This is a genomic window from Flagellimonas iocasae, from assembly GCF_042682725.1.
GTDB classification, from domain to species: domain Bacteria; phylum Bacteroidota; class Bacteroidia; order Flavobacteriales; family Flavobacteriaceae; genus Flagellimonas; species Flagellimonas iocasae.
Window position 1 is genome coordinate 197,829 of the sequence record NZ_JBHUHU010000003.1, and the last position, 12,419, is coordinate 210,247.

Annotated in this window: 11 protein-coding genes; 7 read left to right on the top strand and 4 right to left on the bottom strand. The window is 41.9% G+C overall.

What is annotated here, in order from left to right; translation table 11 throughout:
• Nucleotides 1–266: 266 nt before the first annotated feature.
• Both ACFSJE_RS08185 and ACFSJE_RS08190 read right to left on the bottom strand, forming a co-directional pair.
• Nucleotides 267–2,081 carry a pyruvate kinase gene (locus ACFSJE_RS08185; protein ID WP_379830500.1) on the bottom strand — a complete coding sequence of 605 codons (1,815 nt, stop codon included), beginning with the start codon at nt 2,079–2,081 and terminating at the stop codon, nt 267–269.
• 73 nt (nt 2,082–2,154) lie between these two features.
• The gene (locus ACFSJE_RS08190) at nt 2,155–3,702 is read right to left on the bottom strand and encodes a glycoside hydrolase family 32 protein (protein WP_379830501.1); all 1,548 of its coding nucleotides are present in this window, start codon (nt 3,700–3,702) and stop codon (nt 2,155–2,157) included.
• Nucleotides 3,703–3,786: 84 nt separating this feature from the next.
• On the opposite strand from ACFSJE_RS08190, the gene ACFSJE_RS08195 reads away from it, so the two are divergent.
• The 7 genes from ACFSJE_RS08195 (at nt 3,787) to ACFSJE_RS08225 (ending at nt 10,419) form a co-directional block, all read left to right on the top strand.
• Nucleotides 3,787–4,284: a rhodanese-like domain-containing protein gene (locus tag ACFSJE_RS08195; protein ID WP_379830502.1), complete on the top strand. Its 498-nt coding sequence runs from the start codon at nt 3,787–3,789 to the stop codon at nt 4,282–4,284.
• 169 nt (nt 4,285–4,453) lie between these two features.
• Nucleotides 4,454–6,499 carry a response regulator gene (locus ACFSJE_RS08200; protein ID WP_379830503.1) on the top strand — a complete coding sequence of 682 codons (2,046 nt, stop codon included), beginning with the start codon at nt 4,454–4,456 and terminating at the stop codon, nt 6,497–6,499.
• Nucleotides 6,500–6,570: 71 nt separating this feature from the next.
• Nucleotides 6,571–7,185 (top strand): TIGR04282 family arsenosugar biosynthesis glycosyltransferase, encoded by a 615-nt coding sequence (locus ACFSJE_RS08205; RefSeq protein WP_379830504.1) that lies wholly within the window; start codon nt 6,571–6,573, stop codon nt 7,183–7,185.
• Nucleotides 7,182–7,997, top strand: a complete 816-nt coding sequence (locus ACFSJE_RS08210) for a purine-nucleoside phosphorylase (RefSeq protein ID WP_379830505.1) — start codon at nt 7,182–7,184, stop codon at nt 7,995–7,997. Before ACFSJE_RS08205 ends, ACFSJE_RS08210 begins: the two co-directional genes overlap by 4 nt.
• Entirely contained in the window at nt 7,994–8,959 is a 966-nt protein-coding gene (gene arsM, locus ACFSJE_RS08215) for an arsenosugar biosynthesis arsenite methyltransferase ArsM (protein ID WP_379830506.1), read from the top strand. The genes ACFSJE_RS08210 and arsM overlap by 4 nt, the downstream gene beginning before the upstream one ends.
• Before the next feature lie 28 nt (nt 8,960–8,987).
• Nucleotides 8,988–9,731, top strand: coding sequence for a DUF547 domain-containing protein (locus tag ACFSJE_RS08220; protein ID WP_379830507.1), 744 nt, complete (start codon nt 8,988–8,990; stop codon nt 9,729–9,731).
• Nucleotides 9,721–10,419: a TIGR04283 family arsenosugar biosynthesis glycosyltransferase gene (locus ACFSJE_RS08225; RefSeq protein WP_379830508.1), complete on the top strand. Its 699-nt coding sequence runs from the start codon at nt 9,721–9,723 to the stop codon at nt 10,417–10,419. The genes ACFSJE_RS08220 and ACFSJE_RS08225 overlap by 11 nt, the downstream gene beginning before the upstream one ends.
• A gap of 71 nt (nt 10,420–10,490) precedes the next feature.
• Here the strand turns inward: ACFSJE_RS08225 and ACFSJE_RS08230 are convergent, their stop codons facing one another.
• Together ACFSJE_RS08230 and ACFSJE_RS08235 are read right to left on the bottom strand one after the other, a co-directional pair.
• Nucleotides 10,491–11,519 carry an N-acetylmuramoyl-L-alanine amidase family protein gene (locus tag ACFSJE_RS08230; protein WP_379830509.1) on the bottom strand — a complete coding sequence of 343 codons (1,029 nt, stop codon included), beginning with the start codon at nt 11,517–11,519 and terminating at the stop codon, nt 10,491–10,493.
• Nucleotides 11,520–12,386, bottom strand: a complete 867-nt coding sequence (locus tag ACFSJE_RS08235; protein ID WP_379830510.1) for a hypothetical protein — start codon at nt 12,384–12,386, stop codon at nt 11,520–11,522. It lies immediately after the preceding gene.
• Nucleotides 12,387–12,419: the final 33 nt, after the last annotated feature.

Consider the following 12,419-nt stretch of genomic DNA (forward strand, 5'->3'; position numbering starts at 1 on the left):
TGTGTAATTTCGGAGAGTAGAAATAATTTTTCAACGCTAAGTAACACTCAACTAAAATGAACACTGTAGAAGCAAAATTAGGTTACCTTTTCTGGTATTTTGTAATTGCTATCTCTGTTTTCTCCCTCATTAACAGTCTATACCTTTACATCAATTAAAGCTACACTAACACTATCCATTAATTAACCCATTAGTAGTAAACCAGTCTCTTTTAAGGGGCATCTGAAACCCAGGTGCCTCTTTTTTTGTTTTAGTTTAAGATGGCATCAAAGCCATTCCATTTTGGGCAACATCACCTCCTTTTTTTCATGTGAGGTCTCCATGTTGGAAAGAATATCATCCAATAGTTGGATGGCTTCATTGATGTGCGGCCCTTTGTTGAGCATAACACATTCTGCCTGAATGGAAGAAGTAATATCTGTAATCTCTGACCGCGAAGGCACGCCTTTTTTTGCCAAGCCTTCCAAGACTTGGGTGGCCCAGACCACTGGAATATGGGCTGCACTGGAAAAGGATAGGATTCCCTCCTGTACCATACCCATTTTCTTCCAACCAACTTCCAACGCAAGGTCTCCGCGGGCAATCATAACCCCTAAAAGTTTGGTCTGCATTGCGGCAAGTAAGATACCAATCAAGTTTTTGTAGGCCGTATTGGTCTCTATCTTTAAAATTATCCCCAAACTATCCTTGACCCCAAGAGCCTCCAATTCATTCAGTAGGCCGATTACATCCTCTTCTGTATTCACGTAGGAGCAATTGACAATGTCTGCATGCTTGGCCACGAATTTCAAATCTTGTTTGTCCTTTGCGGTAAGTCCATCCATCCCCAAATCCAAAGTTGGCAAATTAATACCCTTTTCAGCCTTCAATAATGAGCCTCCTTCCTTGGCTTTGGTAATTTTAACCTCAAAAAAATCATCCGCTATGCTTTTTATCACCCCTTCAATCTTGCCATCGTCAAATAGGATGGGAGCACCCATCTTGGCTTTGGAAACGATATGGGACGGAATACAAGGAATCCTTGCGGGTACCATCAGCTTCTTGTTTGAGTCAAATTTTGGTAAAACTCCTTCCGCTTCATTTCCTGAAACTATGAGTGTATCCCCAACCCGAAGAAGTATGCCTTTCTGGATTCTGGGAAGTTCGCCCACTTTGGCCACTCCAATGTCTGGATGTTCCAAGACTGTTCCCATTTCTACATAAAGAGTTTTATTGCAGTTTAGCGCAACCTTGTCTTCCTGGGTATGGACTATTTTTAACTTTCTGTCCTTGCCCCGAATATCTTTTGTGCGAAGTCTGTCACCTACAACCAGTTTTTTCAACCAGTGAGCATCTACGGGGATTTGACTTTCGGTCAAAAATTCTTTTGATTTCGGAACCAATTCTATTTTTGCAGCGGCCGTCACTTTCCCAAACTCATCTCGTTTGGGTTTAAACTTCTTCACTTTGGGTCCAGATTGAATGGCCCCAGTCCTCACTTTCGGACCTGCCAAATCCATGGCAATTTTAACCTCGGTACCGCACTCTTTAGCAGCTTTTCTAACATTTTTGATGATGGCTTCCCACACTTCAGGGCCGTCATGCGCACAATTCACCCGCGCGCAATCCATGCCATTTTGCACCATCGCCAACACCTTTTCATAGTCGTAGGCAGATTCTGTGGGCTGGGTTACCATAATGTGAACGCGCCTGCCCTTTTTGTTATCCCCGAGTAACTGGGCTGTGTGCTTTTTCAGCAATTGCTTTCCTTCACCAATGGATAAAACACCTTCACCCTCCAGTTCCAAAGGAGTCCCTTGAAGGCTGTTCACCACCTTTTTTAGATTGATAAGGCTCCCCAAAATATTACCCTCCGCATTGGCCAAACGCGTAAACCCCAATCGTTTGAGTCCCTTTTGCATTTCCCTGGCATCAAAACTTCGGAAAGCAGCATAATGCAACAAATTTTGGGCACTTTCCCTGTAGGTGGGATATACCTTGTGCAATAATGGCACATTTTCCTTTTCATGCTGCGCAACCCTATCCAAAATCTCATCTATCTGGACGGCTATTTTAGTAAGCTGATCAGGAGTTGTGGCCATGACTTATGGTTTATTTTCCAAAGATCACACTGAAATGAATTTTAAAAACTGACAAAAATCAGATAGGGCAAATTCACCATGCAGATTCCATATGTTTTATGGATTGAAGTCGTATTTCTGATGTTCCGCTTTCATTTTGGATGATTAGGGAATTGTAGGGTTCGTTGGGGAATACCTGGTCCGTCATCACATAAATTCCACCATCTATAAATAGCTCAATGGATGACCAATCCAATAGGATTTTTATATCGAAGATTTCGGTTTCTGTCAACGCAACGGGCATAAAATGCTTTTTGTTCCCGAATTCAGGTTGAAAATCAACCTTTCCAGATTTCATCCGATTTAGTATAAATGCCTCACTCTTTGCATCCAAAGTCAACTCCAATGTTTCTCCCATATCATTTTTGAAAATGAGGGTAAAATCCTTGGACACGGTTTTCAATTCAAGTTGGGATTGATTCAACCCATCAATCCGCAAAGTGTCCGAAGCATGTGGTTCAACCAGAACATTTTCCGCCAAAACCATGGAAACCAATGCCTCCGATTGTTTCACAGGATAACTTTTCAACCTATAATCCTCCGCAACTTTGTGGAGCGAAAGTTCCCGTGGCAAGGTCATGGCACTTCGCCATTTCTGGGTAGGAGTATCGCGTGCATAATCCCAGTTGCTCATCCAACCAATAAAAATTCGCTTGCCGTTCGGTGTATTGTTATAAGTAACCCCGGCATAATTATCCGTACCGTAATCCACCCATTTAGGTTCTATTTGGTCGGATGTGAATTTTTCCCCATCAAAATCCCCAATAAAATATTGGGTACCACTACCTCCATTGGGAGCTCCGGGGTTTATGCTAATAATCAACACCCATTTTTGTTCATTAGAACCTTCAACCGAAAGCGGAAAAAGGTCTGGACACTCCCAAACTCCTCCGTGGGCGCCCTGTGTTTTTCCAAAATCACTTAAATGCTTCCACTCCTTTAAATTTTTGGAAGCATAAAACTTGGCATGGTCACCGGCCACAAGCGTCAAAATCCATTGTTGGGACTCCTCGTGCCAAAACACTTTGGGATCTCTAAAATCCCGTATACCTTCATTGCCAATTACTGGATTGCCTTCGTACTTGGTCCAGGTGTCTCCATTGTCCAAACTATAGGCAATACCCTGTGTTTGAAAATCATTGCTACCCGCTTTTTCGTCCTCCATCAAATGATAGGTAAAAATGGCCACTAGTGGAGTTTCACCACTTTTCGCAAAACCGGAAGTATTGTTCTTATCCACCACTGCACTTCCCGAAAAAATAAGCCCATGCTCATCTGGATAAAGGGCGATTGGCTTGTGCTCCCAATGCATCAGGTCCTTACTTGTGGCGTGCCCCCAATGCATGGGCCCCCACACAATATCCTCTGGATAGTATTGGTAAAAAAGGTGGTAGATTCCTTGGTTATAGACCAATCCGTTGGGGTCGTTCATCCATTTTTCAGGAGGGGAAAAATGAAATTGAGGTCTGTATTGCTCCGTGTAAATCCGTTCCTCGGCCACTTGCTCTGGCTTTTTATTTTGTTTTTCCTTGCACCCTGCCAGCATAGCTGTCACTATAAAAAAAACGACTTTTATCTTCATGTTTTTCAAGCTTCTGACGTAAAAGATAATCATAATATTCCATCAAAAATTTATTGAATTATCTTTGATTTAGATTCCAAATAAATGCGTTTTTTTATACCCATATTTCTCTTTTTAATGTTGAGCATTTCGTCTTGCGCACAACAATCCATTCCCAAGGCTTTAAAACAACTCAATGATGATACTGTTGATTACATATCGGTGGAGGAGTTGCATGAAATGGAGACGCCCCTTGTTTTGGATGCACGGGAAAAAGAGGAATTTCAGGTGAGCCATTTAAAGGACGCCGTTTGGGTTGGTTATGAGGATTTTGATTTGGACCAAGTGATGCAACAGGTGCCCAGCAAGGAAAATCCCATTGTAGTTTATTGTTCCATTGGGGTGCGTTCCGAAGATATTGGAGAACGTCTAAAAAATGCCGGTTACACCAATGTGAAAAACTTGTATGGAGGCATTTTTGAATGGAAAAACAAGGGATATCCCGTATATGATGAACAGCAGCAGGAAACCAAAAAAGTTCATGCCTTCAACACCTATTGGGGACGTTTTTTAACCAATGCGGATAAGGTCTACAACAAATAAGAATTCCTATTCCTGAACAATCATCGAATAATAGGAGTTGAACACAATTTTTTCACAAAATAGGTGTTAACTGTTTGCAATGTTGTTGTTTTTTCCTACAATAACTCTTACAAATTTGAATTTTGACAGAATTGTAGATGAATAATTGAGCTCTTACTAGAGCATTGGTATGCCGCTGATATCTTTAAAAAAAGAGTTGATACTTCCCGTGGTGGTCTTTGTTGTATTCATGACCACAGTGTCCGTGCTATGGAACAATTCATTGAAGACACAAAAATCATCCTTCATTCAAGAAATCCACAATACTGGCAATCTTCGGGCACAGGAATTCTTCTCTTCGGTTAAGTACAACATCAAATCCCTTGAAAATTTAAAGCAGCGTATTGAAATGACCGACGGGGCCTACTTTCAATATTGGGAGCGGGATGCCAACCTTATTTTAGAGCAAAATCCATCCTTCAAATTTGTAGAGTGGGTAGACAGCTTAATGATTATTCAAGTAGTCACTCCGTTGAAGGGAAACGAGGCTGCCATTGGTCTTGACCTTTCCTCCCATCCCAGAATTGATGAATGGAAAAAGCATATGGGCAATTCATCCACCAATATTTCATCGTGGACAAAATTATTTCAAGGAGGAAGCGCCTTTTTGGTTGATGTACCTGTTTTCTTTGGAGGTAGGTTCCAAGGGTCAATTACAGCTGGGATGGATTTTACAAATCCCTTTAACGAACTGGCCTCTAGTTTGGACATGTACGCCATTGAAATAAAGGATGAGAATGGTACCATCTTTTACAACAAAAACAATCCGGATGAAGCTGCTATTGCAGAAGAATATGTGTTCACCACAGCTTTGGAGATAGATCCTCTTGACAAACGGGAATGGACATTTACCTTAATGCCTTCGGACACCGATTTTATGGTCGCAAGACAGAAGGACACGTATATCCTATTGATTTTTGGAACATTGGTGGCCCTACTGACCAGCTCGCTCATTTATTTTTATCAATCCTCCCGGAAAAAGAACATTCGCCTGAGTTATGCCAATGACAAACTCAAGGAACTCAACAAATCGTTGGAAAAAGAACGGTTGAAGGCTGAAAAATCTTCCTTGGCCAAAACTGAGTTCATTTCCAATATGAGCCATGAAATACGGACCCCACTGAACGCCATCATTGGGTTTATTGAAGTATTGAAACTTTCCAAGCTACACAGTTCATTACAGGAGTACCTTTCATTGATGGATATTTCATCAAAAAAACTGCTTCTTTTGGTGAACGACATTTTGGAAATTGACAAAATTGAATCTGGGAAAATCAACTTTAGGGATGAAATTTTTTCCCCAGTGGAAGAGTTGGAAAACATTATTAGTATTTACCGCCCCAATGCCGAGGAAAAAGGACTGTATATAAAACTTGAATCAACTCCAGAAAGCGAACATTATGTAAAGGCCGATGTTGGTAAATACGGTCAAATCCTCACCAATATTCTTAGAAATTCCCTCAAATTCACTGAGAATGGCGGGATACAGGTTTCCATCAAAGAAACTGCAAAAGAAGAAACTTTGCTCATTGAAATTAATTTCAAGGATTCAGGAATCGGAATTCCTAAAAATAAGCTGAAGACCATATTTGATCGTTTCACCCAAATAGATGCCGGTAAAGCAAAACGGCATGAAGGCAGCGGGCTTGGACTTTACATCACCCGAAGACTGGTAGAACTTTTTGGGGGCAACATCACCGTTGAAAGCGAGGTAAACGTTGGTACCGAATTCCACCTCACCCTAGAGCTTCCAATTTCCGAAGCAAAACCAGATGCCAACTTGCCAAGCCCAGAGCAACTAGACCTCAGCGGTTGCAAAGTTCTGATTGTGGATGACAATCGCGTCAATGTCATCGTGCTAAAAATGAGCTTGGAAAAATTGGGCATCCAGTCGGATTCTGTATGCAATGGACTCCAGGCCGTTGAAGCCGTGGCCAAAAACGACTACGATTTGGTTTTTATGGATGTGCACATGCCCAATATGGACGGTTTCCAAGCTACCGAGGAAATTAGAAAATTCAATAAAGACATCGCCATTATAGGTCTTTCGGCTGATGTAACCAAAGAAGCCATTGATGAGGCCAAAGGTGTGGGCATGAACGATTACCTCACCAAGCCCATTTCATTTGACAAGCTCCGGAATATTCTGCCTGTTTATCTTATAAAAGTCTCCTAAATCCGCCTGCTGGTCTAAAAATAAAAAGTGGATTTTTCCACTCCTAGATGCTTTATGGTATCTTTGAAGGTATGGATCAAAACCTACTTATCATCCTAACCCGAAATCCAGAATTGGGTAAATGTAAAACCCGATTGGCAGCCAAAGTAGGTGACGAAACTGCTCTGGAAATCTATAAATTCTTGTTGGACAAAACGGTTTCTTTCACCAAAAACCTAAAAGTGGAAAAATGGGTTTTCTATTCAGAAACCATTTGGCAAGATGATATTTGGGACGAAGATACCTATCAAAAAAAACTTCAGGTTGGGGCCGATTTGGGCCAACGGATGTTGAACGCCTTTCAAGAAGGATTCCATTCAGGTTTTGAAAAAATCATTATTATTGGAAGTGATATGTACCACCTCTCCCAAGCTGATATGGAAGAGGCTTTTTTACGACTGAATGACCACGATTATGTTGTAGGTCCGGCGGAAGATGGTGGGTATTACCTCTTGGGCATGAAATCCTTAAAAAAGGAAGTGTTCCAACATAAGGATTGGGGCACTGATTCGGTGCTATCCGATACGTTACGGGATTTAGAGTCCGGGAGTATTTTTATGCTTCCAGAGAAGAATGACGTTGATTACTACGAAGACATTAAAGATATTGAGGCTTTTCAGCCTTTTTTAAAACATATAAAAGAATGACGCAAGTACAACTTGATGAATCCGTCGAATATTTAAAAAGGAGAGGTTTTGACACCCCTGAAATTGGTATCGTTCTGGGTACCGGGCTTGGGCAATTGGTTGATGACATTGAAGACTCCATCGAAGCACATTACAACCATATTCCCCATTTTCCACTCGCAACGGTGGAATTTCATTCTGGAAAGTTGATTTATGGAACCATTGCCGGCAAAAAAGCTGTCGTGATGCAAGGGCGTTTCCACTTGTACGAAGGGTACGATTTCTTGGACATCACATACCCCATCCGAGTAATGCACCAGTTGGGCATTCAAAAATTGTTTGTGTCCAATGCCGCCGGTGCCATCAACCTCAACTTTAAAAAAGGGGATATCATGTTGATTGAAGACCACATCAACCTTCAAGGGGGTTCCCCGCTGGCCTTCAGAAATGTATCCGAATTCGGGAACCGATTTGTGGATATGAGCGAACCGTATGACTTGGATATGCGGCAAAAAATTGAAGCCATCGCCGAAAAAGAGGGAATATCGCTCCAAAAAGGGGTTTATGCTTCCGTAGTGGGGCCACAACTCGAAACCAAGGCAGAATACCGCATGCTGAAAACCCTTGGTGCCGATGCTGTTGGAATGAGTACCGTACCCGAAGTAATTGTTGCTAATCATTTACGACTACCCATTATGGCCGTATCCGTTTTAACCGATGAGTGCGATCCTGATAACCTGGAGCCGGTGAATATTGAAGAAATATTGGCCATTGCCAACAAGACCGAGCCCAAAATGATACAATTGTTCAAAGAATTAATCAAACAACTATGAGCTATTTAGATGCCACCCAAGACCTCTACAAAGAGGCTGCCCTTACCCCAGATGTTGGGCTTTGCTGCACCACTACCCCCATTTGGCAATTCCCAGGGCTTTCCATTCCCAAAATCATGCAAGAAATGAATTATGGATGCGGAAGTACGGTCTCCGCACAGGATTTGGTGAATGACCCTAAAATTCTTTACGTGGGCGTTGGAGGTGGAATGGAGTTATTGCAATTTGCCTATTTCTCCAGACAAAAAGGTGGTGTTACCGGAGTTGATTCTGTTGATGAAATGTTGGAGGCCTCCCGAAAAAACTTTAAAGTGGCCGAAGAAGAAAACGATTGGTTCAAAAGTGATTATGTGAATTTGGTGAAAGGCGATGCACTTAATCTTCCCGTTGCGGATGAATCTATCGATGTGGCTGCCCAAAACTGCCTCTTCAACATCTTTAAAATGGAAGATTTGAAGAAAGCCGTTTCCGAAATGTACCGCGTATTGAAACCTCATGGTCGATTGGTAATGAGTGATCCTATTTGCGAGCAACCCATGAATGAAACGCTTCGCAATGATGACCGACTTCGTGCGCAGTGTCTAAGCGGAAGTATTCCGCTTAAGGATTACGTCAAAGTCCTGACCGATGCTGGTTTTGGTACCATTGAAATACGAGGTAGACGGTCATATCGCGTGTTGTCACCCAACCATTATCCAACAGATGAGCTTATCTATATTGAATCCATTGAAATTGCGGCCATAAAAGACCCCATGCCAGAGGACGGACCTTGTATGTTCACCGGAAAAACAGCTATTTATTATGGGGATGAGGAATATTTTGATGACGGAAAAGGCCATGTCATGTACCAAAACCAACCTTTGGCGGTATGTGATAAAACTGCAGCGGCTTTGGCAAAAGCCTCAGACCAAATCCATGTTAGCGAAAGCACTTGGCATTACAATGGTGGTGGTTGCTGCTAAAAACAAGGGCAATTTTAAACACAGTCACATGAACATCGTTCTACATCTATTGCTTGGTGTATTTCTTCTTTCCTGCGGTGGGAAAAAGGAAAAGACGGTCGTTCAACATGCGTTTTCTACTTCCAAACCTTCACACATGGTTTGGGACACCATTTTGAATCGTTATGTAGATGGTGACGGAAACGTAAATTATGCAGGATTAAAGGAAGATTCAACCCAACTTGACGCCTATTTGGACCATTTGGGGCAACACCCTCCCTCTCAAACATGGTCAAAAGAAGATTCATTGGCCTATTTTATCAATCTGTACAATGCCGCGACTGTAAAACTCATTGTAGATCATTACCCAGTACAGAGCATCAAGGACATTCCAAATCGATGGGGCAAAAAATGGATTCAGGTTGGAAACAACATCCTTTCCTTGGATAGAATTGAGCATGACATTTTGCGCAAAATGGATGAACCTCGAATTCATTTCGCCATAAATTGTGCCTCCTATTCCTGTCCCAAATTATGGAACCAAGCTTTTATTCCTGAAAAAATGGAGCAACAGCTCGACCAAGTGGCCCATGATTTTGTGAATGATCCTACAAAAAATCGATTTGAAAATAATGAGGCTAAGCTCTCCGAAATATTTAAATGGTACAAAAGAGATTTCACAAAGGGCACTTCGCTTTTGGAGTACATAAATCAATTTTTGAAGAATCCCATTGATGCGGATGCCGATATCGACTATTTGGATTACGATTGGAGTTTGAACGATGCCAAATAAGAACCGTTCCATCAGCATCATTATTCCTGTGCTCAATGAAGAATTGTGTCTTGGTGAATTATTGCATCACCTTGCACATACCTCAACCCCAACCCATATTCGGGAGATTATTTGTGTGGATGGTGGAAGCACGGATAAAACCCTAAAAATTGCTGCGCAACATGGGGCAAAAGTGGTTTCATCAGAAAGAGGAAGGGCCAAACAAATGAATTTAGGGGCAGAACTTGCCGAAGGTGAAATCCTTTATTTTTTGCATGCGGATACGTTTCCCCCTAAAAATTTTGACCAATCCATCTTGAAGGCAGTGGAAGGTGGTTTTATGGCCGGTTGTTTCCGGATGAAGTTTGATACCAAAAACCTATTTCTACGGTTTTTTGCATGGTTTTCCAGAGTGAACCTTCTTTTGTGTCGCGGTGGCGACCAATCTTTATTTGTGGAAAAGCAACTTTTTGAAAAAACCAATGGATTCAATGAAGCCTATCACATTTACGAAGACACGGAGTTTATTGGCCGATTGTACAAGAATGCAAAGTTTAAAGTTCTTCCTGACTACGTCATCACTTCAGCTAGAAAATATCGGGAAATAGGGGTGTTGAAACTTCAATTTCATTTTGCGGTAATCCATCTCAAAAAATACCTCGGAGCCGGTCCAGAAGAATTATATCGATATTATCGGAAGAATATTTGATCCAATCAAAAATACAAACATCACCCATTTACCCGTCTACAAATGGATGATGGGCATGCTTGGGTTCAAACCTACTTGGCAGTAACGATTTTTGAAGATTCATAATCCAAAAGGATTCCCTCAGAGATCCATTTGGCCAAAGCTTGTCTGTTATCTGGATCTAGGATACGGCGCTGGTCCGTTTTACTCCTTATGTTCCCAATCTCAATATAAGCCATGGCAGGCAGTGTGTTCTTGACCATATATAGACTACTGCGCTCCATAAACGTACCATGATATTCTCTATTGGGTTGGAATTTCTTGTATTTCTCCAAAAAAGTTTGATGAATGCTCTCGGCAAGCCTTTTACCATTGTTGCTCTTTTCATGATGGTAAAAGAACACATCAATATTGGTTCCTTTGCTTCGACTATCCACATGGGTAACCAAAAGACGCTGGTACTTCCCCCTATTTTTCATGTATAGATCGTTTACGGCCTCAGTGCGTTGTTTCAAACGTGCCAATTGTCCCAAGGGTATGGGATTGGAAAGTATGGTTTCGTCTGTGTCAAGTTCTAGGATTCTTTCGTCCCTAATTCCATCATTTTCATCCTGTACAATAATGTGCACCTCTGCACCATGCGACAGAAGTTCCCGGGCCAACCTGAGGGTGACATCATAGGCGTATTCATCTTCCGAAATCAACTTGTCATTGTACTTTTCCACTGCGCCAGGATCAGGACCACCGTGACCCGAAATAAGATAGTAAACCGTATCGTCAAGGCGGTTGCTCACGGAATCAATCTTGGCCAAATCCTTGCCAAAAATGGGGTAAACGGTCCGCGTATCAATTTCTTCAACTTTTTTAAGGGCTGTGGTATCGGGCAATAAGTAGGAACGGCCGATGTAAAGGGACTCGCTTTCACCGAGATTCGCGGCGTTCAGTTCCACAAATCTGTTGTAATATTTTGTTGGGCTGACCCCATTTCTGCGGAGAAGAGAATAGATTCCATCCCCTTTTTCAGCCATAACACTTTGCAATGATTCTTGGGCCTCACCAATTCCAGGAAACAGAAAACAGCACAGGAAACAGTACAAAAAAGTGAAACTCGATAACTTCATTTATTCCTCAATTTCCAAATCAGCAAAATCGTTCATGATGCCATTGGTTAGCATGTTGGCCAGCAACTTTTTATCGGGCCGAACAGAAATTTTTTCTTCGCCCGCTTTTGGCGATGCATTTTCCATGGTGAGCAAACTGATTGCCGGAAGAACATTTCGAGCCAAATATAGACTGGCCTGATCCTCAAAAATCATATTGATGTCCTTGTAAGCATGATTTGAAACACTGTTCTTTTTAAAGACATTTTGAATGTTCGCAGCCAATCGCTGACCTTCCTCGCTTTTGTTGTAATGATACACGGCGATATTCATATTGCCCTTTCCTGTGAGCTCATTGGCCCTTATGATCAGGACTCTTTGGTACTTGCCCGTATTTTGAATGTAGCGCTTGTTTATCGCTTCAATATAATTGCCCATTTTTTGGGTTGGCGTCAATACACTGTCATTTACAGTTAAAACCTCTGACTTTTCATTGCCAAGAATGTAGACCTGAGCACCATTGACCATTAATTCGGCCGCAAGATTTTGGGTGATTTCCGGTAAAAAATCATTGGCCTGTGCACCATCATTATCCACAATCAAATAATACACGGCATCCTTAAGTTTTTCACTTTTTAAGGACATACTGCCCAACTCCCGGTCAAAAATCGGTTCTTCCACCCCATTTGTAGCGGATACGGTTACCCCTGTTTTCTTGAAGGAATCCGTTGCTTGTGGAATTTGGTACTCAACCCCCACCTGCAAAAAGCTACCGTCCTTTATCTTTCCTTCATTGAGTTTTAAAAATTCCTCATAATGTTTTACGGGGTCCAACCCTTGCTTTCTGAGAATGGAAAAGATACCGTCCCCTTGCTTCGCAACAACCATATTAAGGTTATTTTGAGCCCATAAAAGTGAGCA